At 65.4% G+C, this 20,850-nt stretch carries 21 protein-coding genes; 4 read left to right on the forward strand and 17 right to left on the reverse strand.

What is annotated here, in order from left to right:
• Positions 1-11 precede the first annotated feature (11 nt).
• Together paaB and paaA are read right to left on the reverse strand one after the other, a co-directional pair.
• Positions 12-296, reverse strand: coding sequence for a 1,2-phenylacetyl-CoA epoxidase subunit PaaB (gene paaB, locus B2W22_RS18280; protein WP_006388300.1), 285 nt, complete (start codon positions 294-296; stop codon positions 12-14).
• A 189-nt stretch (positions 297-485) separates the two neighbouring features.
• Positions 486-1,475, reverse strand: a complete 990-nt coding sequence (gene paaA, locus B2W22_RS18285) for a 1,2-phenylacetyl-CoA epoxidase subunit PaaA (protein WP_218345132.1) — start codon at positions 1,473-1,475, stop codon at positions 486-488.
• A 172-nt stretch (positions 1,476-1,647) separates the two neighbouring features.
• Between paaA and paaX the strand changes: the two genes are divergently transcribed.
• Positions 1,648-2,577: a phenylacetic acid degradation operon negative regulatory protein PaaX gene (gene paaX, locus B2W22_RS18290; RefSeq protein WP_175124710.1), complete on the forward strand. Its 930-nt coding sequence runs from the start codon at positions 1,648-1,650 to the stop codon at positions 2,575-2,577.
• 19 nt (positions 2,578-2,596) lie between these two features.
• Here the strand turns inward: paaX and B2W22_RS18295 are convergent, their stop codons facing one another.
• Both B2W22_RS18295 and orn read right to left on the reverse strand, forming a co-directional pair.
• Positions 2,597-3,238 (reverse strand): NAD(P)H-hydrate epimerase, encoded by a 642-nt coding sequence (locus tag B2W22_RS18295; RefSeq protein WP_286939075.1) that lies wholly within the window; start codon positions 3,236-3,238, stop codon positions 2,597-2,599.
• A 52-nt stretch (positions 3,239-3,290) separates the two neighbouring features.
• Positions 3,291-3,836 carry an oligoribonuclease gene (gene orn / locus B2W22_RS18300; protein WP_286939076.1) on the reverse strand — a complete coding sequence of 182 codons (546 nt, stop codon included), beginning with the start codon at positions 3,834-3,836 and terminating at the stop codon, positions 3,291-3,293.
• A gap of 61 nt (positions 3,837-3,897) precedes the next feature.
• On the opposite strand from orn, the gene B2W22_RS18305 reads away from it, so the two are divergent.
• Positions 3,898-5,148, forward strand: coding sequence for a M48 family metallopeptidase (locus tag B2W22_RS18305; RefSeq protein ID WP_218345135.1), 1,251 nt, complete (start codon positions 3,898-3,900; stop codon positions 5,146-5,148).
• Complete coding sequence (gene rsgA / locus B2W22_RS18310; protein WP_286939079.1) at positions 5,145-6,047, forward strand: ribosome small subunit-dependent GTPase A; 903 nt, start codon at positions 5,145-5,147, stop codon at positions 6,045-6,047. Before B2W22_RS18305 ends, rsgA begins: the two co-directional genes overlap by 4 nt.
• A 97-nt stretch (positions 6,048-6,144) precedes the next feature.
• On the opposite strand, the gene B2W22_RS18315 is transcribed toward rsgA, so the two are convergent.
• Positions 6,145-6,876 carry a CoA pyrophosphatase gene (locus tag B2W22_RS18315; RefSeq protein ID WP_175137478.1) on the reverse strand — a complete coding sequence of 244 codons (732 nt, stop codon included), beginning with the start codon at positions 6,874-6,876 and terminating at the stop codon, positions 6,145-6,147.
• A gap of 123 nt (positions 6,877-6,999) precedes the next feature.
• Positions 7,000-7,380: a 50S ribosomal protein L19 gene (gene rplS / locus B2W22_RS18320; RefSeq protein ID WP_175124715.1), complete on the reverse strand. Its 381-nt coding sequence runs from the start codon at positions 7,378-7,380 to the stop codon at positions 7,000-7,002.
• 361 nt (positions 7,381-7,741) lie between these two features.
• On the opposite strand from rplS, the gene B2W22_RS18325 reads away from it, so the two are divergent.
• Positions 7,742-8,614, forward strand: coding sequence for a DMT family transporter (locus B2W22_RS18325; protein ID WP_286939081.1), 873 nt, complete (start codon positions 7,742-7,744; stop codon positions 8,612-8,614).
• A gap of 33 nt (positions 8,615-8,647) precedes the next feature.
• On the opposite strand, the gene B2W22_RS18330 is transcribed toward B2W22_RS18325, so the two are convergent.
• From B2W22_RS18330 to aspT, 11 genes are all read right to left on the reverse strand, one after another.
• Positions 8,648-9,154 (reverse strand): hypothetical protein, encoded by a 507-nt coding sequence (locus B2W22_RS18330; RefSeq protein ID WP_286939082.1) that lies wholly within the window; start codon positions 9,152-9,154, stop codon positions 8,648-8,650.
• Positions 9,155-9,230: 76 nt separating this feature from the next.
• Entirely contained in the window at positions 9,231-10,769 is a 1,539-nt protein-coding gene (locus tag B2W22_RS18335) for a PA0069 family radical SAM protein (protein ID WP_286939083.1), read from the reverse strand.
• 212 nt (positions 10,770-10,981) lie between these two features.
• On the reverse strand, positions 10,982-12,280 hold the full coding sequence (locus B2W22_RS18340; RefSeq protein WP_105237942.1) for a sulfate adenylyltransferase subunit 1: 1,299 nt from the start codon (positions 12,278-12,280) through the stop codon (positions 10,982-10,984).
• A gap of 42 nt (positions 12,281-12,322) precedes the next feature.
• On the reverse strand, positions 12,323-13,231 hold the full coding sequence (gene cysD, locus B2W22_RS18345) for a sulfate adenylyltransferase subunit CysD (protein WP_175137476.1): 909 nt from the start codon (positions 13,229-13,231) through the stop codon (positions 12,323-12,325).
• 39 nt (positions 13,232-13,270) lie between these two features.
• Positions 13,271-14,014, reverse strand: coding sequence for a phosphoadenylyl-sulfate reductase (locus B2W22_RS18350; protein WP_175184324.1), 744 nt, complete (start codon positions 14,012-14,014; stop codon positions 13,271-13,273).
• Positions 14,011-15,075, reverse strand: coding sequence for a sulfate/molybdate ABC transporter ATP-binding protein (locus B2W22_RS18355; RefSeq protein WP_175124718.1), 1,065 nt, complete (start codon positions 15,073-15,075; stop codon positions 14,011-14,013). Before B2W22_RS18355 ends, B2W22_RS18350 begins: the two co-directional genes overlap by 4 nt.
• Before the next feature lie 27 nt (positions 15,076-15,102).
• Entirely contained in the window at positions 15,103-16,002 is a 900-nt protein-coding gene (gene cysW / locus B2W22_RS18360; RefSeq protein ID WP_175124719.1) for a sulfate ABC transporter permease subunit CysW, read from the reverse strand.
• Positions 15,999-16,889 carry a sulfate ABC transporter permease subunit CysT gene (gene cysT, locus B2W22_RS18365; RefSeq protein WP_286939088.1) on the reverse strand — a complete coding sequence of 297 codons (891 nt, stop codon included), beginning with the start codon at positions 16,887-16,889 and terminating at the stop codon, positions 15,999-16,001. Before cysT ends, cysW begins: the two co-directional genes overlap by 4 nt.
• Before the next feature lie 24 nt (positions 16,890-16,913).
• Positions 16,914-17,942: a sulfate ABC transporter substrate-binding protein gene (locus B2W22_RS18370; RefSeq protein ID WP_175124721.1), complete on the reverse strand. Its 1,029-nt coding sequence runs from the start codon at positions 17,940-17,942 to the stop codon at positions 16,914-16,916.
• 213 nt (positions 17,943-18,155) lie between these two features.
• Positions 18,156-18,797, reverse strand: coding sequence for a peroxiredoxin (locus B2W22_RS18375; RefSeq protein ID WP_175124722.1), 642 nt, complete (start codon positions 18,795-18,797; stop codon positions 18,156-18,158).
• Positions 18,798-19,017: 220 nt separating this feature from the next.
• Positions 19,018-20,718, reverse strand: a complete 1,701-nt coding sequence (gene aspT / locus B2W22_RS18380) for an aspartate-alanine antiporter (protein WP_175124723.1) — start codon at positions 20,716-20,718, stop codon at positions 19,018-19,020.
• Between the last annotated feature and the right edge of the window lie 132 nt (positions 20,719-20,850).

Here is a 20,850-nt window from a genome sequence, read left to right on the forward strand (position 1 = left end):
CCCCACCCGCCTTACATGTGCTTGATTTCTTCGGGCATCGGGAAGAAGGTCGGATGCCGGTAGACCTTGCTGTTGGCCGGCTCGAACAGCGGATCCTTGTCGCCCGGGCTGCTGGCCGAAATATCCGACGCACGCACCACCCAGATGCTCAGACCCTCGTTGCGGCGCGTGTAAACGTCGCGGGCGTGATTGATCGCCATTTCCGCATCCGGCGCGTGCAGGCTGCCCACGTGCTTGTGCGCCAGGCCGTGCTGGCTGCGGATGAAGACTTCCCACAGAGGCCAGTCTTTGCTCATGATGGATTTCCTCTAGTGCCGGGTGCGCATTGCACGGCCGGTCTGCAATAAATAAAAAGAAGGTGTCCAGAAAGTCACGCATCCCGAAGCGCCAGCGAGGGCCAGCGGGGCCGCGCGGATCCGGGCTCCGCCGGTCCGCTGCGGCGCCCCCCTGGGGGGGAAGCGCGCAGCGCTCCGGGGGGGGGGACCTCAAGCGGCTTTACGGGCAGACTGCTTGTCGGCGTAGGCGACTAGCGCGTCGCGCACCCAGGCGCCGTCCTCATGCGCCTTCACGCGCGCGGCAAGCCGTTCGCGGTTGCACGGACCGTTGCCCTTGAGCACGGCGTAGAACTCCGTCCAGTCGATTTCGCCGAAGTCGTAGTGACCGCGCTCCGCGTTCCACTTCAGATCGGGGTCCGGCACGGTCAGGCCCAGGTACTCGGCCTGCGGCACGGTCTGGTCCACCATCTTCTGGCGCAGTTCGTCGTTGGAAAAGAGCTTGATCTTCCAGGCCATCGACTGGGCGCTGTTGGGCGAATCCGCATCCGACGGACCGAACATCATCAGCGCGGGCCACCACCAGCGGTTGAGCGAGTCCTGCACCATCGCCTTCTGTTCGGGCGTGCCGTGCAGGCACATCTGCATGAGCAGGTCGTAACCCTGGCGCTGATGGAAGGACTCTTCCTTACAGACGCGCACCATGGCGCGCGCATACGGGCCGTAGGAACAGCGGCACAGCGGGATCTGGTTGATGATCGCCGAGCCGTCGACCAGCCAGCCGATCATGCCGATGTCGGCCCAGCTCAGCGTGGGGTAATTGAAGATGCTGGAGTACTTGGCGCGGCCGGCGTGCAGGTCGTCGATCAGGTCGTCGCGCGACACGCCGAGGGTTTCGGCGGCGCTGTACAGATAGAGCCCGTGGCCCGCCTCGTCCTGCACCTTGGCCAGAAGGATGGCCTTGCGCTTGAGGGACGGCGCGCGGGTGATCCAGTTGCCTTCCGGCAGCATGCCCACGATTTCCGAGTGCGCGTGCTGCGAAATCTGCCGCACCAGCGTCTTGCGGTAGGCCTCGGGCATCCAGTCCTTGGCCTCGATGCGGACGCCGTCGTCGATGCGCCGCTGGAACGTCTGTTCCTGGCCTTCAAGCTGGTCCGCGGTCTTGACCTGCTTGACGCCGGTTTCGACGAGTTGAGCGTACATAGTTGTCTCCTTGAGACGGTTTGCGAAAACGCAAAGCAAACGCTGCGCAGTGCCGTCATGTCATGAGACGATTATTTAATACAAAAAAATCATTGTCAAACTCAAATCTGTATCACATTGGATTTATGTATCATATCCGGCATCCCGATATCGGCCGTCCGCGGCCCTCCTCATGGCAAACCCTCAGTCGACCCTGGAACGCGCTCTGTCCCGCTTATTGAAAAGCGATCCGCCCCGCGCGAAATCGCTCTGCGTCAGCGTGTTGGGCGATGCATTGGCCCCGCACGGCGGCGCCATCTGGCTGGGCAGCCTGATCGAGCTTCTGGCCCCGCTCGGGATCAACGAACGCCTGCTGCGCACCAGCGTCTTTCGTCTGGTGGCGCAAAACTGGCTGCAATCCGAACGCCACGGCCGGCGCAGCCTCTACCTGATTTCCGAGCAGGGCTTGCGCCACACGTCGCACGCGTCGCAACGCATTTACGTGGGCGGCGCCAAGGAATGGAACGGGGAATGGACGCTGGTCGCGCTGCCGCGCACAGGCAACGGACTGGCTGAACGCGGCGAGCTGCGCCGCGAATTGACGTGGGAAGGCTTCGGCATGATCGCGCCGGGGCTGTTTGCGCATCCGCATACCGAGGCGCGCGCCGCGCACGACATTCTTGAAAAGCTGGGCATCCCGGACCGGGCGCTGGTGCTGTCGGCCCGCGACCTGGCCGGCGCCGGCGGGCTGCCGATCGCCAGCCTGGCCACGCAATGCTGGAACCTGGACGACGTGGCCGAGCAATACCGCCAGTTCTCGCGCAACTTCGGCCCGTTGGAAAAGCTGCTGGACGAGGCGCCCTCGCCCGCCGAGGCGTTCACCGTCCGCGTCATGGTGCTGCACAACTGGCGCCGGATCGTGCTGCACGATCCGCAACTGCCTGCCCCCATGCTGCCCGACAACTGGCCGGGCCACGCCGCGCGGGAATTGTGCGGACGGCTCTACTGGAAGGTGTTCGATCCCTCCGAAACCCACCTGAATGCCCTGGCCGGGCAGGACAACGAACGCTACCGCCCCCTGTCGCCCGAAGTCGAATCGCGCTTTGGCGGCCGGCCAGCCTGACGGCCGGCGCGTTGCGGGCTTAGCGGCCCGGGCTGCCCTCGCCGGCCATGACGACGCCTAGCGTGTCGACGTGGCATTCTCCCGCCGTCTCGCGTCCTGCGCCGGCCAGCGTGAGTCCACGGCATGCCGCAATGAACGACAACGTCCATCGCGCCCGGATCGGGCGGCCCAGCGCCACCCCGGTGTCGGCATCAATGCCGCTGGGCACATCCAGCGCCAGCACCGGAACCTGCCACGCATTGACCGTGTCGATCAGGGATTGCCACGCGGCATCGAGCGGACGGTTCAAACCGATGCCGAACAGCCCGTCAATGACCAGCCCCTGAAACGGCCCGGTCGGCAACACGGCGTGCGTCCGGGGTGCTCCGCCCGCGGCCAGCCAGCGGCCCCAGGCGCGCGCTGCATCGGCAGGCAGCCTGTCTGGCCCCGAAGGCAGCACCACCTGAACATCCAGGCCGCGCGCCAGCAATAGCGCAGCCGCTTCCAATGCGTCCCCGCCGTTATTGCCGGGCCCGGCCAGCGCCAGAATCGACGTGCCGGCCGGCGCCCACGCCGCGACGAAGCCGGCCGCCGCCGCGCCGGCCAGCGGCATCAGCGCACGCCCCGTTGCCAGGGCGCGCTGTTCGGCTTGGCGGATCTGCGCGACGGAGTAGGACGGCATGACAGTCGGGTGCGGCGAAAGTCCGTGGGAACCGGGCGGTCCGCCGACGGTCTCAGACCTTCAGGAAATGCTCGCGGTAATACTTGAGCTCGTCGATGGACTCGTAGATGTCGGCCAGCGCTTCGTGGCGGCTCTTTTTCTCGAATCCCTTGTAGACGGCGGGGGCCCAGCGGCGCGCCAGCTCCTTGAGCGTGCTGACGTCCAGGTTGCGGTAATGGAAGAACTGTTCCAGGCGCGGCATGTAGGTAAACATGAAGCGGCGGTCCTGGCTGATGGTGTTGCCGCACATGGGCGATTTGCCCGCCGGCACATGCTGCGCAAGAAACGCCAACAGCGTATCCTCTGCCTCTGCCTCGGTCACCGTGGACGCCTTGACCTTGTCGATCAGCCCGCTCTTGCCGTGGGTCGACTTGTTCCAGTTGTCCATCGCGTCGAGCAGGCTGTCGGACTGGTGCACGACGATCACCGGACCTTCGGCCACGACCGTCAGGTCGGGTTCGGTCACCACGACGGCGACTTCGATGATGCGTTCTTTCTCGGGGTCCAACCCCGTCATTTCCATGTCGAGCCAGATCAGGCGATTTTCGTTCGCAGCCATATAATTTGCCTTTAAAACGCGCGATTTTCGCACATCCCTTCTTGAGCAAAACGCTTTGCCCATGTTCACACTGCTGTTCGTTGCCTTCCTGCTGACCGATATTGCCGTGCGCATGTGGCTGGCGTCACGCCAGATCCGCCATGTCGCCCGCAATCGCGACCAGGTGCCTGCGGAATTCTCCCATCGCATCGGGTTGACCAGCCATCAGCGGGCGGCGGATTACACCGTGGCGCGGGTTCGGCTGGGCATGCTCGAGCGCACCTATGACGCCCTGGTGCTGGTCGCCCTGACGCTGCTGGGCGGCCTGCAGTTCATCGACCTGATGGTCAGCCAGCTTACCAGCAACGACTTCGTGCGGCAGATGCTGCTGCTGGTGGTGGTTGCGCTGGTGCTGGGCCTGCTCGGTCTGCCCTTCACGCTTTGGCGGCAGTTCAAGCTGGAGGCGCGTTTTGGTTTCAACCGCATGACGCCGGGGCTGTTCGTCGCCGACGCCGCCAAGGGCCTCCTTGTTGCGGCGGTATTAGGCCTGCCGCTGGCCGCCGCGGTGCTGTGGCTGATGGGCAGCGCCGGCGCCTACTGGTGGATCTGGGCCTGGGCGCTATGGACCGTGTTCAACCTGGCCCTGCTGATCATCTACCCGATGTTCATCGCCCCGCTCTTCAACAAGTTCACGCCGCTGTCCGACCCTGAACTGGCCGGCCGCATCCAGCGCCTGGCGCAGCGCTGCGGCTTTGCTCTGAATGGCCTGTTCGTCATGGACGGCTCGCGCCGCTCGGCCCACGGCAACGCGTATTTCACGGGCTTCGGAAAATCCCGCCGCATCGTGTTCTTCGATACCTTGCTGGCCCGCCTGAACGCCGACGAAATCGAGGCCGTACTGGCGCACGAGCTGGGGCATTTCGCCAAGCGCCACATCATCAAGCGCGTGATCTTCAGCTTTGCCGCCGCGCTGGTGTTCTTTGCCATCCTGGGCTGGATCGCGCAGCAACCGTGGTTCTATGTGGGCCTGGGCGTGATGCCGCAATTGGGCGGCCGCAACGACGCCATGGCGCTGCTGCTGTTCTTCCTGGTCATTCCTGTATTCACCTTCATGCTGACGCCGCTGGCCAGCTGGTACTCGCGCCGCGACGAATTCGAAGCGGACCGCTATGCCGCCGAGCAAAGCTCGCCGGACCGTCTGGTCTCGGCGCTGGTCAAGCTGTACGACGACAACGCTGCAACTCTGACGCCCGACCCTGTGCATTCCGCCTTTTACGACAGTCACCCTCCTGCCGCCGTGCGCATCCGCCACCTGATGGCGGCCGCCGCATGAGCGCGCCGATGGAAGGCCGCATCATCGCCGCGCATGGCCGCCACTACACTGTGGAATTGGCCGATGGGGCCCTACGCAAGTGCTTCCCGCGCGGCAAGAAAACCGGCGCCGCAGTGGGCGATCGGGTCAAGATCACGCCGCAAGGCAAGGACGAAGGCGCCATCGACGCCATTCTGCCCCGCAGCAACCTGCTCTATCGTTCCGACGAAATGCGGTCCAAGCAGTTTGCATCCAACGTCGACCAGTTGCTGATCGTCGTGGCTGTCCGGCCCACCTTTTCGGACGACCTGACCGGCCGCGCGCTGGCGGGCGCATGGAGCGCCGGCATCGCGCCCCTCATCATCCTGAACAAGACGGACCTGACCGACGAGCTGCCGGCCGCGCGCACACGGCTCGCGCCCATCGCGGCGCTGGGCGTGGACATCATCGAACTGAGCGCGCTCGAGCCCGAGAAAGTCCACACGTTGCTGGCGCCGCGCCTGGCCGGCCGCACGAACCTGCTGCTGGGACAGAGCGGCATGGGCAAATCCACGCTGCTCAACGCGCTGGTGCCGGATGCCGCCGCAGCGACGCGCGAGCACTCCACCGCGCTGGACATGGGCAAGCACACGACCACCAGCACCCGGCTCTACCATTTGCCGGCGCCGGGGGGCGACCTGATCGATTCACCGGGGTTCCAGGCCTTCGGTCTGCATCACCTGACGCGGGATGACATCATTCGCGGGTTTCCGGAGTTCACGCAGCCCATCGAGGAATGCCGCTTCTACAACTGCACGCATCGCCACGAGCCCGGGTGCGGGGTGGTGGCGGCGCTGCAGAGCGGCAGGATCGATCCGGCGCGCTACGCGCTGTACGAACGCATCCTTGAAGAAAACCTGGCGGGCCAGCAGCGCTACTGACGCTTGCCGCGCCCCCCCATTGAAAACGGCCCCATCGGGGCCGTTTGCTTGTGCGGGCCTGCACGCCCGATCGTTCCGAAGCGGATTCAAAGGCCAATCAGCGCGGCGTGAATCCGTGGCGCAGCAAATGATAGAGGTTGCGCAGCATGCCCGCAGTGGCGCCCCAGATGAAGTGCTTGCCGTACGGCATGCCGTAATACTGGCGCACCCGTCCGTCATCGAGCCGGGCTTCATAAAGGCGATGATTGGCCGGGTCCATCAGGAACGACAACGGCACCTCGAACACCTCGGCCACTTCGAACGCGTCGGGCGCCAGCTCAAAACCCGGCCGCACCAGCGACACCACGGGAATGATCGAAAAGCCGGTCGCCGTCAGGTACGGCGGCATGCTGCCCAGGACTTCGACATGATTGGCCGGCAGGCCCGTTTCTTCTTGGGCTTCTCGTAGCGCCGCATCCACAGGCGTGGCGTCGCTGGTCTCGATGCGACCGCCGGGAAAGCTGATCTGGCCCGCGTGGTCGTGCAGATGCGCGGCGCGCTGCGTCAGCATGATGTTCACGCCCTCGTCGCGCGTCACCAGCGGGATCAGCACGGCAGCGGGCACAGGCGTGCCCTCGCGGCCGGGATAGCGAAGATCGTTGTCGCGCGACAGCTCCAGCGTCCAGGTGGACGGCTGGCTCAGCGTGCCGCGCAGGGAATCCGGCGTCAGCAGGCGGGTGGGCACGGGCGGCAGCGATTCGTTGGCCACCACCCACGGTTGCGTCGCCGGATCGAATCCGGGGCGCGCCAGCGGCCGTCGAGGCCGCGCGGAGGACGAGGTTTCAGACATACGCTCAGAAGTAAGAAAAAAGGCACCCTCGCAGGTGCCTTTTTAACCCGGAAAACCGTGCCGGACGGAAACGCGGATTGGCGTGAACGTCCGACACTGTCAGGGCCGTGTGCCGATAAGCGATCAAGCCGCGGGGGCTTGCTTGCTGACCAGCTTTTCCTTGATGCGAGCCGACTTGCCCGAGCGCGAGCGCAGGTAGTACAGCTTGGCGCGGCGCACGTCGCCGCGGCGCTTCACTTCGATGCTGGCGATTTGCGGCGAGTACAGCTGGAACGTACGTTCCACGGCTTCACCCGACGAAATCTTGCGCACGGTGAACGCGGAGTTCAGGCCGCGATTGCGCTTGGCGATAACAACGCCTTCGAAAGCCTGCACGCGCTTGCGGGTGCCTTCAACGACGTTGACGCTCACGATGACGGTGTCACCAGGAGCAAATTCAGGCTTGGCTTGACCGCCGGTCAGACGGGCAATTTCTTCCTGTTCCAGGATAGCGATGAGGTTCATGTGAACTCCTAGATCATCATGTCTTTGCGGACTAAAACTTTTGCCGATCGATGTTGTTCACGCCCGGCTTTCGCGTGGCCCAGGATTCCAGACTGAAGAATCAAGATTTCGGCCACATCCGGCCTGGTGCGTGTGCATGGCAACCTGTCCGCTAGGTAAGCCGCAATGCGTAAGCCGCAATGCGGTTTTCCTGTTGGCGTGTATTGCGATGCTATGCCGCAAGCAGAGGATGAGATTTGGCAAACCGATGATTCTACACCAAAAATTCCCCAGAGCCTCGGGTAACATGTGCGCCTTGAGCACGGTTTGCGGTACCCTTCCAACTCCCTGTAACAAACACGTCATCTGACGCTGTTCCCTCATGTCGTACTCGTCCCTGATATTGGTCGTCCTGGCGGCGATGGCCCACGCCACGTGGAACCTCCTTGCCAAGCGCGCGGCCATGGTGGGCGCGCCGTTCGTCTTTGCCTACGGCTTGTGCGCGACGGTGCTGTATGCGCCGTGGGTGATCTGGGTGCTGATGCACGACGGCATGAACTGGACCTGGCCCGTCGTCGGCGCCATCCTGACATCCAGCCTGTTGCATCTGGGCTACAGCCTGTGCCTGCAGCGCGGCTATCAGGTGGCCGACCTGTCCGTGGTGTATCCGATTGCGCGGGGCACCGGCCCCCTGCTGTCGACGACAGGCGCTTTCCTGCTGCTGGGCGAACCCGCCACCAGCACCGGCATCGCCGGCATGCTGTGCGTCGTGGCCGGCGTCCTGCTGATTGCCACCCAGGGTCGGCTCGCCATCTTCAAGCAGGCGCAGGCGTGGATCGGCGTGCGCTGGGGTGTGGTGATCGGCCTGTTCATCGCGGCCTATACGGTGGTGGACGCGTACGGCGTGAAAGTGCTGCTGATCAGTCCGGTGCTGTTCGACTGGTTTACCTGTGTGACCCGCACCGCCATGATGACCCCGCATATGCTGCGCCGCCCCACCCAATCGTGGGAATCCATGCGCGGCCATTGGCATCTGGCACTGGCCGTGGGGTTTCTGTCGCCGCTGGGGTACATCCTGGTGCTGTATGCGCTGCGCAACGGCGCGCCGCTAAGCCTGGTGGCGCCTGCCCGGGAAATGTCCATGATGCTCGGCACCCTGGCCGGCATGTTCCTGCTGCGCGAAAAAGTGGGCGTGGGCCGTCTGGTTGGTTGCGTGTCCATTCTGGCGGGCGTGATCCTGCTGGGATCGAGCTGACCGCCGGCGCGGGTCGTCAGAAGCCAGCGGCCATCAGAAGCCGCCAGCCACGCCCAACCACATCAGGCCGGGAATCATCGCGCCCCAGGCCAGCACCAGCACTACGTCCGTAATCATGGCTTTCATCGTGAGCTGATTGGCCACCGGCTGCGCCTTGGCGTCTCCGATGCTGTGATTGCGCGCCGCAGCGACGGGCGCGGCCGGCGTGGAAGTGGCGGCGTCGGCAACGGGCAGACCCGCCAGTACGCCAGCCGCCGGAAGGCCGGCCGCCGGGACGCCAACCGCTGGAGCACTGGCCGCCGGCGCGACGGCCTCCCCTGCGGCGCCCGAGACTTCCTCGGGGGTGGGCGCCGGGGGGAACGGCCAGCGGGCGGGCATGCGCGTCGACCGTGCCGGCTGGCCGGACATCGTGCCGCTCCAGGGCATGGCCATGCCGGTCAGCCGGGCGCAGAAGGTGCGCGCGCGGTTGGCGCCGCGGCGCAGCGGATTCAGGGAAACGACAAGCTCATCCGGCAGGACGGAAAAATCAGCGGTGTTCATGGGAACTCCTTGGATAAACGTTCCAGCGCCGAGGCAAATCGCCCTGGCATGCACCCGAGGCAACAGCAGCCTGCGGTCAATCGAACAAAGACAATTGGCCGGCCGCCATGGCGCGCAACTGGCGCGCACCGCGCCCGTATGCGCCGCTGACCGCGGGCAAACCACCAGGAAAAGGGACCCCTGAAGACGCTTTCGCGCCAACCGGGGATTGAAAATCGGTAGCGGCATTGGCGGAGCCGGCAGCGTTGCCGGCGCCAGCCGAGCGGGCATCGCCAGCAACGCTGGTTGATCCCGACGGCGTTGCGGCTACGCCGGTTGCAGCACCCGCTGCGTCAACCCCTGCAGCTCCGGACGCCGCGCCATCGAATAACGACGCTGAGGCACCGGGCCCCGCAGGCGGCACGAACCGGCTGCAATCGAGCGACAGGCGGGCACGGTTCAGCCCCAGCTTGCGCGTGGCAACCGCAAAACGCTGGCGCAGCAGGTCAGCCCAGATGCCCGTGCCGCGCATGCGCGACCCGAAGTTGGGATCGTTGCGGCGGCCGTTGCGCAGGTCTTCGATGCGATGCAGGACGCGTTGCGCGCGGTCCGGGTAATGGGCGTTGAGCCAGTCCTCGAACAGCGTCTTGACCTCCCAGGGCAGGCGCAGGACCGTGTAGCTGGCGTAATGCGCGCCGGCCGCCTTGGCCTCCTGGAGGATGTGTTCCATGGATTCGTCGTTGATGAACGGGATGACCGGAGCCACCAGCACGCCCACCGGCACGCCGGCGTCGGTGAGGCTGCGCACCGCTTCCAGGCGGCGCCACGGCGCGGCGGCGCGCGGTTCCAGCGTGCGGGCCATGCCGGCATCCAGCGTGGTGATGCTGATGTAGACCACCACGAGATTCAGCTGCGCCAGAGCCGCCAGCAGGTCCAGGTCGCGGGCAACCAGCGCGTTCTTGGTGACGATGGTGACCGGGTGGCGGGTTTCAAGCGCCAGTTCGAGCATGCCGCGCGTCAGGCGCCAATCGCGCTCGATGGGCTGGTAGGCGTCGGTGGCCGAGCCGATATTGATGGGCGACGGCTTGTAGCCGGGGCGGGCCAGTTCGGCGCGCAGGGCCTCGACCGCATTGGCCTTGGCGACCAGCCGGGTTTCGAAGTCCAGCCCGGGTGAATAACCCAGGTAGGAATGCGTGGGCCGGGCATAGCAGTACACGCAACCGTGCTCGCAACCTCGGTACGGATTGGCAGCCACTTCAAAGGGAATGTCAGGGGAATCGTTGCGCGACAGGATCTTGCGCGCCTCTTCTGCAGTGACCGTGGTTTTAGGGGCGGCCGGCGTGGAGCGCGTGTCGGGCAGGATGGGGATGACCGTGGCGCGGGCAGCAGCGCCTGCAGTCTGTTCAACCGCAGCGGCTTGACCGGCAGACGATGAAATATCGGGAAAGGAATCGGGGACAGAATCGACGAAGTCGGCAGGCAGACCGGAAGCGGACCAGCCGTCGTCGACCTGCACGCGGTCATCGCGCTGAAAGCGATGCCGAACATTAGTAACCGCACCCCGACCGCGCAAGGCGGCGGGGGCGGCAGCCGGGGACCCAGAACCGGCGGGAAAAGAATGATCGGTGCGTGCCATAAAAACTACTGTACAAAAACACAGTGGTTTTGACAAGCACCAAAAGCCTTTTCGTAAGACAGCCCAACTTTACCGCAAGAAGAAGACATCGTCTGAACAATTCGATTTCATCTTGCGATATGGCCCGGAAACCCGCGCCAGCATTGGGTTTGGACGAAAAACAACACGGAAAAACGGGCCGCGGGGGCCCGCCTTTCATCCAAAATTGCGGTTTACCGCAGCATGCCCGCCGCGGCCGTCTGATGTGTGGCTTCGTCGATCAGAATGAACGCGCCGGTCGCCGCCACATCGTCATAACGATCAACCGCCAGCGACTCGCGCGTCGTCAACGTCACGCGTCCGATGTCGTTCATGCGCAAGGTGCCTTCTGTGTTCTCGACCTCCTGCAGTTCATGGATGTCCCGATGCGACAACACCGCGCGCACCTTCGCCGACGTCAGCCGCGTGCCCGACTTCAGCAGATACTTGCGCGCGGGATTCAACGCCTGCGCATCAAGCCAGCACAGTTCGGCTTCGAACTCGCGCGAGACCTGCGCCGGCGCGGCGGTGTGCACGATCACGTCACCGCGCGACACGTCGACGTCGCGGTCCAGCACCAGCGTGATCGAATCGCCAGCCACCGCTTCATCCAGCGCACGATCAAACGCACGCACTTCCTGCACCACCGCCGTCACGCCCGACGGCTGCACCGTCACTTCGTCGCCGGGGCGCAGCACGCCGCTGGCGACGCGGCCGGCATAGCCGCGGAAATCATCCGCGCGATCGCCGCCATGACGCGACACCCACTGCACCGGAAAGCGCAGCGGCAAGGTGCGGCCGTCGCCCGACAGATCCAGCGATTCCAATAGGGCGAGCAGCGGTTGCCCTTCGTACCAAGGCGTCTTGGCAGACAACGTGACGACGTTGTCGCCGCTCAGCGCCGACAGCGGCAGCGCGTCGAAGTGCGGGATGCCCAGCTTGACCGCCAGGTCCGCATAGGCATCGCGGATGCGTTCGAACACCGCGCGGTCCCAGTCCACCAGGTCCATCTTGTTGACCGCCACGACGATGTGGCGGATGCCCAAGAGACGCGCGATGGTGCTGTGCCGCTTGGTCTGCGGCAGCAGCTTGCCGTCGGCGGCGCGGGTCGCGTCGATCAGGATCACGGCAACGTCCGCGGTCGACGCGCCGGTCACCATGTTGCGCGTGTACTGCTCATGGCCCGGCGCGTCGGCGATGATGAACTTGCGCGTGGGCGTCGAGAAGTAGCGGTAGGCGACGTCGATGGTGATGCCCTGCTCCCGTTCGGCTTCCAGGCCGTCGGTCAGCAGCGAAAAGTCGATGCCGTCGCCCGCCACGCGCTTGTGCTTGGCGCGCGAGATCGCGTCCAGCTGATCAGCGAAGACGCCCTTGCTGTCGTACAGCAGGCGGCCGATCAGCGTGGATTTGCCGTCATCGACGGAGCCCGCCGTGATCAGCCGCAGCACGCCGGTGTCGGCGCCGGAAAGAAAGGAATCGTTCAGTGCATTCATGTGGTTCCCCAGGCGCCGGCATGCGCCGGCGCGTCATCTCATTCAGAAATAGCCTTCCTTCTTGCGGCGCTCCATCGAGGCCTCGGAAGTCTGGTCGTCCATGCGCGTGGCGCCGCGCTCGGTGATGTCCGTCACGGCGGTCTCGGCGATGATGGCCATGGTGTCGGCGGCGTCGGAGGCGACCGGGCAGGTGCACGAGATGTCGCCCACCGTGCGGAACCGGACGGACAGGCGCTCAACCTGTTCGCCTTCCGCCGGCGGCGTCAGGCGGGTGACGGGCACCAGCAGGCCCTTGCGGCGCACCACCTCGCGCTCATGCGCGTAGTAGATCGGGGGCAGCGCCAGCTGTTCGCGCTGGATGTACTGCCAGACATCCAGTTCGGTCCAGTTCGAGATCGGAAAGACGCGCATGTTCTCGCCGCGATGCACGCGGGTGTTGAACAGGTTCCAGAGTTCGGGGCGTTGAGCCTTGGGATCCCACTGCCCGAACTCGTCTCGGAACGAAAAGATGCGTTCCTTGGCGCGCGCCTTTTCCTCATCGCGACGCGCGCCGCCGATGCAGGCGTCGAACCCGAACTCCTCGATGGCTTCCAGCAGCGTCACCGCCTGGGCCGCGTTGCGCGAATCGGTCTCGCGGCGCAGCACGACGCTGCCGCGCTTGATCGAGTCCTCAACGCTGCGCACGATCAGGGTTTCGCCCAGCTCGGCCGCGCGGGCATCGCGAAAGGCGATCACCTCGTCGAAGTTGTGGGCGGTGTCGATGTGCATCAGCGGGAACGGAAACCGTCCCGGCCGGAAGGCCTTTTCGGCCAGGCGCAGCAGCACCACGGAGTCCTTGCCGCCCGAAAAGAGCAGGACGGGCTTTTCGCACTCGGCGGCGACTTCACGCAGGATGAAGATCGCTTCCGATTCCAGCCAATCCAGGTGGCTGCGTTGGATCACGGCAGACATAGATATTCCCCTAAAACAATTTTGAATTCATGGCCGCGCTCAATCGGCGCGCGCCGCAATGGTGATGACCCGGTTGCCCGCATGCAGGCCGCATTCCTTCGAGTCGGACGACTCCCACCACCAGCGCCCTGCCCGCAGGTCTTCGCCGGGGCGGATGGCGCGCGTACAGGGTTCGCAACCGATGGACGGGTAGCCCTGGTCGTGCAGCGGGTTGTACGGAATGCCGAGCGCGCGGATGGCGGACCAGATCTCGTCCTCGCTCCACTCGGCCAGCGGGTTGAACTTGTAGAGGCCAAAGGTCGCGTCGTCCTCTTCCAGCAGCAGCTCGCCGCGCGTCGTGGACTGCGCGCGCCGCTGCCCCGTGATCCAGGCGCCGCGGCCGGCCAGGGCGCGTTTCAACGGTTCGACCTTGCGGATCTGGCAACAGGCCTTGCGCAGATCGACGCTTTCGTAGAACGCATAAGCGCCGTGCGCCGCGACGTGCTCGTCGACCGCCGCCTGAACGGGCCGGTACACGGTGACCTCACGGCCATAGCGCTCCCGCACGGCGTCCAGCACGCCCAGCGTCTCGGCGTGCAGGCGGCCGGTGTCCAGCGTGAAGACTTCCAGGTCCAGGCCGCCGTCGTAGATGGCGTGGGTCAGCACCATGTCTTCGGCCGCCAGCGACGACGCCAGCGCGGCGTCCGGATAACGGCGCTGGATGTCCGCCAGGCGCTCAGTCAGATCGCGCCAGCGCGCCGCCAGCGCCGGGGTCAGTTCAACGGAGGTATCGGTCGTCGTCATGGCTGCACCGCAAAGATGCGCGCCCGGCGGGGACGCGCGAGCAGGATTTCGCCGTCCCGCAGATTCAGCTCCTGATACAGCGATTCGGGTACCTCGGCTTCGATGATCGCGTCCGTGTCCTGGCGCGCCAGTTCCAGATACGCGCTGGGACCGGCCAGATAGGCGTGCGACAGACGGACCGGGATGCCATCCGCGCCGGCGCGATAACGCTCGACCTCGAACTCGTGCGGACGCACGTACGCGGTGGCGCGCTGCGCATCGGCCTGCGCCAGCTCCGGGGCGGGCAGCGACAGGCCCGCCCCTTCGAACACGCCACGCGTGGCCGTGCCCTGGAGCTGGTTCACGTCGCCCAGGAAGCCGTAGACGAACGGCGTGGCCGGACCTTCCCAGACCTCGCGGGGCGTGCCCACCTGCTCAATGCGGCCGGCGTTCATCAGCACCACGCGGTCCGAGACTTCCAGCGCCTCTTCCTGATCGTGCGTGACGAACACGCTGGCCACGTGCAACTCGTCGTGCAGCCGCCGCAGCCAACGGCGCAATTCCTTGCGGACCTTGGCGTCCAGGGCGCCGAACGGTTCGTCCAGCAGCAGCACGCGCGGCTCGACCGCCAGCGCACGCGCCAGGGCAATGCGTTGGCGTTGTCCGCCCGACAATTGCGCCGGATAGCGGTCGGCCAGCCAGTCCAGTTGCACCAGGCCCAGCAGGTCGTGCACCTTGCGCTTGATCTGGTCCTCGGACGGGCGCTGCGAACGGTGCTTCACGCGCAAGCCGAACGCCACGTTCTCGAACACCGTCATGTGCTTGAACAGCGCGTAGTGCTGGAACACAAATCCCACCTGGCGCTGGCGCACGTCCACCGCGGTGGCGTCCTCGCCGGCGAACAGCACGCTACCCGAATCGGCCGATTCCAGCCCGGCGATGATGCGCAGCAGCGTCGTCTTGCCGCAGCCCGACGGGCCCAGCAGCGCCACGAGTTCGCCGGTTTCGATGTGCAGCGACACGTCGTTCAGCGCGCGGAACTGTCCGAACCGCTTGGATAGATTGCGTACTTCGATACTCATGCCTGTCTCCTTGTCCGGCCGGTCACGTCAGGCGACCGCCGGCTTGATGGCTACCGCGGCGCCGGGATACTCCACCGGCTGGTCCGCGTTCTGCTGCAGGCGCGCGTTGCGCCACTCGACCACGTTCTTGGCCACCAGCGTCACCAGCGCCAGCAGCGCGAGCAGCGAGGCAACGGCGAACGCCGCGGAATACTGATATTCGTTGTAGAGAATCTCGACATGCAGCGTCATCGTGTTGGTCAGCCCGCGGATCTGGCCCGACACCACCGACACCGCGCCGAATTCGCCCATGGCCCGCGCATTGCACAGGATCGCGCCGTACAGCAAGCCCCACTTGATGTTCGGCAGCGTCACCCGCCAGAAGATCTGCCAGCCGCTCGCACCCAGCGTCAGCGCCGCCTGCTCTTCCTCGCTGCCTTGCGCCTGCATCAGCGGGATAAGCTCGCGCGCGACGAACGGAAAGGTCACGAACAACGTCGCCAGAATGATGCCGGGCACCGCGTAGACGATCTTGATGTCGTGGGCCTGCAGCCATTCGCCAAACCAGCCCTGCGAGCCGAACAGCAGCACGAACACCAGGCCCGCCACCACCGGCGACACCGAGAACGGCAAGTCGATCAGCGTGATCAGGAACTGCTTTCCGCGAAACTGGAACTTGGTGATGGCCCACGCGGCGGCGACGCCGAACACCAGGTTCACCGGCAAGGCGATGGCCGCGACGAGCAACGTCAGCCGGATGGCCGCCCAGGCGTCCGGCTCGACGATCGCTTCAAGATAAAGCGCCCATCCCTTGCGGAAGGCCTCGGCAAACACGGCCGCCAGCGGCACCAGCAGAAACAGCGCCAGAAATCCCAGCGCGATGAACAGCAAAACGCCGCGCACCCAGCGCGGCTCGGTCAAATGCGCGGGACGATCCGGTGCGCTCATGACTGCCTCCCCAGGCCGCGGCGCGCCTGCCAGCCCTGCAACAGGTTGATGATGAAGAGCAGCACGAACGACAGCACCAGCATCACGGTCGCGATGGCGGCCGCGCCGGCGTAGTCGAACTGCTCCAGCTTGGAAATGATCAGCAGCGGCGTGATCTCGGACACCATCGGCATGTTGCCGGCGATGAACACCACCGAGCCGTACTCGCCCACCGCCCGCGCGAACGCCAGCGCAAAGCCCGTCATCAGGGCCGGCATGATCGTCGGCAGCAGCACGCGCCGGAAGGTCTGCCAGCGATCCGCGCCCAGGCTGGCGGCGGCCTCTTCGATTTCGCGCTCCACGTCTTCGAGCACCGGCTGCACCGTGCGCACGACGAACGGCACCCCGATGAAGATGAGCGCGATGACGATACCCAGCGGCGTGAACGCCACCTTCAGGCCGAACCAGTCGGACAGCGGCCCGCCCAGCCAGCCCTTTTGCGAGTACAGCGCGGTCAGCGCAATGCCCGCCACGGCCGTCGGCAGCGCGAACGGCAGGTCGACCAGCGCATCCAGGATCTTCTTGCCGGGAAAGCGATAGCGCACCAGCACCCAGGCGACGACCGTGCCGAACACCAGGTTCACCAGCGCGGCGATGAACGACGCGCCGAAAGTCAGCTTGTACGAGGCCATCACGCGCGGCGCGGTCACCGCGTCCCAGAAACCCTGCCATCCCAGGCCGGCGCTCTTGATGGGCAAGGCGGCCAGCGGGATCAGCACGAGCACGCTGAGATACAGCACCGCGTAGCCCATGGAAATGCCGAATCCGGGCAGCACGCCCGGGCTGTTGCGCCGAACGGCAAAAGACGCTTGCGCGCCGATTGCCGCCGGGTTCGAGGCTGAAGTCATGGCCGTCGTCCGAACGTTATGCAGTTATTTCTTCTGCGGCTGGTAGATCTGGTCGAAGGTGCCGCCGTCGCTGAAGTGATCCTTCTGCGCCTTGCGCCAGCCGCCGAAGATCTTGTCGTCGATGGTGACGAGCTTGACCTTGGGGAATTTGGCTTCGTATTTGGCGGCGACCGTCTTGTCCAGCGGCCGGTAGTAGTTCTTGGCGATGATTTCCTGCGCGGCCGGGGTGTACAGGAATTCCAGATAGGCCTGCGCGGCGGCGCGGGTGCCCTTCTTGTCCACGACCTTATCGACGATGGCCACCGGCGGTTCGGCCAGGATGGACAGCGACGGCACCACGATGTCGAACTTGTCCGGACCCAGTTCTTCCAGCGCCAGGAAAGCCTCGTTCTCCCACGCCAGCAGCACGTCGCCCACGCCGCGTTCCACGAACGTCGTGGTGGCGCCGCGCGCCCCGGTATCCAGCACCGGCACGTGCTTGAGCAGATCGCCGACGAAGGCGCGCGCCTTGTCCTCGCTGCCGCCGTTCTTCTCCAGCGCATACGCCCAGGCGGCCAGATAGTTCCAGCGGGCGCCGCCCGAGGTCTTGGGATTGGGCGTGATGACCTGCACGCCGTCCTTGAGCAGATCGTCCCAGTCCTTGATCTGCTTGGGGTTGCCCTTGCGCACCAGGAACACGATGGTGGACGTGTACGGCGAGCTGTTCTGCGGCAGGCGGGCCTGCCAGTTCTCGGGCAAGAGACCGCGGTCGGCGATGGCGTCGATGTCGTAGGCCAGCGCCAGCGTCACCACGTCGGCTTCCAGCCCATCGATCACCGAGCGCGCCTGGCGGCCGGAACCGCCGTGCGACTGGCGGATCGTCAGATCGACGTTCGCCTTTTCCTTGTACTGCTTGATGAAGGCGTCATCGATCGCGCGGTAGAGCTCGCGCGTCGGATCGTAGGACACGTTCAGCAGCGTCTGCTTCTGCTGCGCCTGCGCCGGCGCAATCGCGGCAAATGAAACCGTCACTGCGGCCAAGGCGGCCAACCAACCGGCTTTCCTGAAAGACATCCCTTGCTCCCTGTGATCTGCAATGTGGAGGCAAGTTTGCGTGTTGGCCGATCTGAACGGAACGAATCATTATTTGGTTGCTCATCGCCAAGAGGCATATAGGACAGGCATCCCAACAACGAAAAACCGCCGCGATCCTCTATGAAGATCGCGGCGGTTCGGGCGGCGCGGGACCGCGTTCAAGCCGGGGGGCCAACCCCCCATTTTTCGAATTTACTTATTCGGTTGCGGCGTGATGCGCAGGTACGGACGCACGGCCTTGTAGCCCTTCGGGAATTTTTCCTTGATCACCGCTTCGTCCTGCAGGGACGGAACGATGATGACGTCGTCGCCGTCTTCCCAGTTGACCGGCGTGGCCACGCTGTGGCTGTCGGTCAGCTGCAGCGAATCGATGACGCGCAGGATTTCATTGAAGTTGCGGCCCGTGCTGGCGGGATACGTGATGGTCAGGCGGACCTTCTTGTTCGGATCGATGACGAACACCGAACGCACGGTCGCCGTGGCGCTGGCATTCGGGTGGATCATGTCGTAAAGCTCGGAAACCTTGCGATCCTTGTCGGCGATGATCGGGAAGTTGACCGTCGTCGATTGCGTGTCGTTGATGTCTTCGATCCACTTGGCGTGCGAATCGGCGCCATCGACCGACAGGGCCAGGACCTTCACGTTGCGCTTGGCAAACTCGTCGGCCAGTTTGGCCGTGTAGCCCAGTTCGGTCGTGCAAACCGGCGTGAAATCGGCCGGATGCGAGAACAGCACACCCCAGCTGTTGCCCAGGTACTCGTGGAAGCGGATCTTGCCAGCCGAGGATTCCTGCTCGAAATCGGGGGCGACGTCGCCCAGGCGTAGTTGACTCATGATGTCTCCTGTACGGGATTCAGTTGTAGGGACCGGCTGACGGTCCAGCATGGACTGCAGCGGGCAATCGCGTTTCGTGGCGGAGGTTGCCGTGTGACGTTACCGCGTGTGAAACGATTCTTCCATCAAACCTTTAGGCGAGGAAATACGCAAGTCATATAACCTTATGCAATATTCGCAGCCGCCTTAACGGCGAGCGCTGGCGGCCCCTGCCACCGGGTCAGCTCAGGTGATAGGCCAGCGACACGATGATCGGTCCCAGCACGGGCAGCAGCACATTGGCGATCGCGTATGTCACCGTGTAGCCCAGCAGCGGCACGGAGCTGCCGCTGGCGGTCAGGATGGCGCTGATGGCCGGTGTGCTGACATGCTGCCCGGCAATGGCGCCCACCAGCAGCGGCCCCTCGATCTTCAACAGCTTGTGTCCCACCCACAGCGACAGGCACGCGGGCCCCAGCGACACCAGCAGGCCGATCAGCGGCAGCACCGCCCCATGCTCGCGGATCAGCGACAGCGCATCCGGCCCGGCGGACAAGCCCACGCAGGCCACGAAAATCGCCAGGCCCAGGTCCTTGAGCAGTTGCACCGCATGGGCCGGCATGTGCCCGATCGACGGCCGCTTGGCATTGATCCAGCCGCACACCAGACCGCTGACCAGCGCCCCGCCCCCGCTGCCCAGCGAGACCGGAATCCCCCACAGTCTTGCCCCGAGGCTGCCGATCATCAGCCCGGCCAGAATGCCAAACGCCAGAAACACCAGGTCCGTCACGCCGCTGCGGCGCAATTCGGAACCCAGCGCGGCGCCCGCCTCGGACAGTTCGGGCTCCGCCCCCACCAGCGTGACCAGATCGCCGAACTGCACCACGGTCGCCGGCGTCAGGGGTAGCACGTGGCCGGAGCGCGAGATGGATTGCAGGAACACGCCTCGCGCGCGCCGGGCATTGGGCCGCAAAGCCAGCTCGCCCACCGTGTGGCCGTTCACGGTCTTCTTGCTGACGATGACCTGCAGCTCGCTCAATTGCAGGTCGTCCGCGTGCGCTTCGGGCAACTGGATCTCCGGACCGATCACCGATCCGGCACGCAGCGCAAAGCGGCGTAATCCCAGCACCACCACGATGTCGCCCGTCGCAAGCACGTAGTCGGGCGTGGCGTCGACGGCCTCGCCGTTGCGCAGGACGCGGCTGATCACGGTGCGCCCGCCCAGTTGCGCCTCCACGTCGCCCACCCGCTTGCCGTCCACGTCCTTGACCACGTGGGCGCGTCCCACCAGACGCGGCAGCGTCGGCAGGCTGGCCTCGTCGTTGTCGCCGGGCGCCGCACCCAGCTTGGCCTCCAGCGCCTTGGACGCTTCGCGCAGGTTGATGCGCAGCAACGCGGGCGCCACCTGGCTGGTAAAGAACACGATGCTGATGAGGCCCACCAGATAGGTCAGCGTGTAGGCCGTGGCGATGTTGGCCTCCATGCGCTGCACTTCCGCGTCCGGCAGGCCCAGGTGCTTGAGCGCCTCGGCGGCGGTGCCTACCACGGCCGATTCGGTCGCAGCGCCCGCCGCCAGGCCTGCAGCAGTGCCGGCATCCAGCCCGAACAGCGGCACGGCCGCCAGCACGATCGTCAGCACCAGCACCGCCTCGATCAGCGGCAGGACGACATAGCGCAGGCTGGACCGGTTTAGGTTCGCGAAGAACTGCGGGCCACCGGAGTAGCCCATGGCGAAGATGAACAGCGCAAACGCGACCTCCTTCAGGTCGCCGCGCATCTGGCAGCCCGTCTGGCCGATCAGCAGGGCGACGATGAGCGTGCCGCACACGCCGCCTAGCTGAATCGGCCCGACCTTCAGCTTGCCGATCAGGTATCCCAAACCCACCGTGACGAACAGCACCGCGATGGGAACGCTATTGAAAAACCCGACCGAACACGTCATGAGTCCACGCCGCCCTGTTGTTGCCTGCTCTGCGGTTGCCTGCTCTGCGGTTGCCTGCTTTGCGGTTGCTTGGCCTGCGGCAGCCCGCGTCGCCCCCAACCGACTGCACGGTTGCCGGCGTCGCGGTTGCCT

It is taken from the genome of Achromobacter sp. UBA4530, assembly GCF_002388205.1.
Taxonomy (GTDB): domain Bacteria; phylum Pseudomonadota; class Gammaproteobacteria; order Burkholderiales; family Burkholderiaceae_B; genus Achromobacter; species Achromobacter animicus.

Excerpts from the sequence above, each read along its gene's own strand:
- paaB (WP_006388300.1), bottom strand. The coding sequence starts at position 296 with ATGAGCAAAGACTGGCCTCTGTGGGAAGTCTTCATCCGCAGCCAGCAC.
- paaA (WP_218345132.1), bottom strand. The coding sequence starts at position 1,475 with ATGTACGCTCAACTCGTCGAAACCGGCGTCAAGCAGGTCAAGACCGCG.
- paaX (WP_175124710.1), top strand. The coding sequence starts at position 1,648 with ATGGCAAACCCTCAGTCGACCCTGGAACGCGCTCTGTCCCGCTTATTG.
- B2W22_RS18295 (WP_286939075.1), bottom strand. The coding sequence starts at position 3,238 with ATGCCGTCCTACTCCGTCGCGCAGATCCGCCAAGCCGAACAGCGCGCC.
- orn (WP_286939076.1), bottom strand. The coding sequence starts at position 3,836 with ATGGCTGCGAACGAAAATCGCCTGATCTGGCTCGACATGGAAATGACG.
- B2W22_RS18305 (WP_218345135.1), top strand. The coding sequence starts at position 3,898 with ATGTTCACACTGCTGTTCGTTGCCTTCCTGCTGACCGATATTGCCGTG.
- rsgA (WP_286939079.1), top strand. The coding sequence starts at position 5,145 with ATGAGCGCGCCGATGGAAGGCCGCATCATCGCCGCGCATGGCCGCCAC.
- B2W22_RS18315 (WP_175137478.1), bottom strand. The coding sequence starts at position 6,876 with ATGTCTGAAACCTCGTCCTCCGCGCGGCCTCGACGGCCGCTGGCGCGC.
- rplS (WP_175124715.1), bottom strand. The coding sequence starts at position 7,380 with ATGAACCTCATCGCTATCCTGGAACAGGAAGAAATTGCCCGTCTGACC.
- B2W22_RS18325 (WP_286939081.1), top strand. The coding sequence starts at position 7,742 with ATGTCGTACTCGTCCCTGATATTGGTCGTCCTGGCGGCGATGGCCCAC.
- B2W22_RS18330 (WP_286939082.1), bottom strand. The coding sequence starts at position 9,154 with ATGAACACCGCTGATTTTTCCGTCCTGCCGGATGAGCTTGTCGTTTCC.
- B2W22_RS18335 (WP_286939083.1), bottom strand. The coding sequence starts at position 10,769 with ATGGCACGCACCGATCATTCTTTTCCCGCCGGTTCTGGGTCCCCGGCT.
- B2W22_RS18340 (WP_105237942.1), bottom strand. The coding sequence starts at position 12,280 with ATGAATGCACTGAACGATTCCTTTCTTTCCGGCGCCGACACCGGCGTG.
- cysD (WP_175137476.1), bottom strand. The coding sequence starts at position 13,231 with ATGTCTGCCGTGATCCAACGCAGCCACCTGGATTGGCTGGAATCGGAA.
- B2W22_RS18350 (WP_175184324.1), bottom strand. The coding sequence starts at position 14,014 with ATGACGACGACCGATACCTCCGTTGAACTGACCCCGGCGCTGGCGGCG.
- B2W22_RS18355 (WP_175124718.1), bottom strand. The coding sequence starts at position 15,075 with ATGAGTATCGAAGTACGCAATCTATCCAAGCGGTTCGGACAGTTCCGC.
- cysW (WP_175124719.1), bottom strand. The coding sequence starts at position 16,002 with ATGAGCGCACCGGATCGTCCCGCGCATTTGACCGAGCCGCGCTGGGTG.
- cysT (WP_286939088.1), bottom strand. The coding sequence starts at position 16,889 with ATGACTTCAGCCTCGAACCCGGCGGCAATCGGCGCGCAAGCGTCTTTT.
- B2W22_RS18370 (WP_175124721.1), bottom strand. The coding sequence starts at position 17,942 with ATGTCTTTCAGGAAAGCCGGTTGGTTGGCCGCCTTGGCCGCAGTGACG.
- B2W22_RS18375 (WP_175124722.1), bottom strand. The coding sequence starts at position 18,797 with ATGAGTCAACTACGCCTGGGCGACGTCGCCCCCGATTTCGAGCAGGAA.
- aspT (WP_175124723.1), bottom strand. The coding sequence starts at position 20,718 with ATGACGTGTTCGGTCGGGTTTTTCAATAGCGTTCCCATCGCGGTGCTG.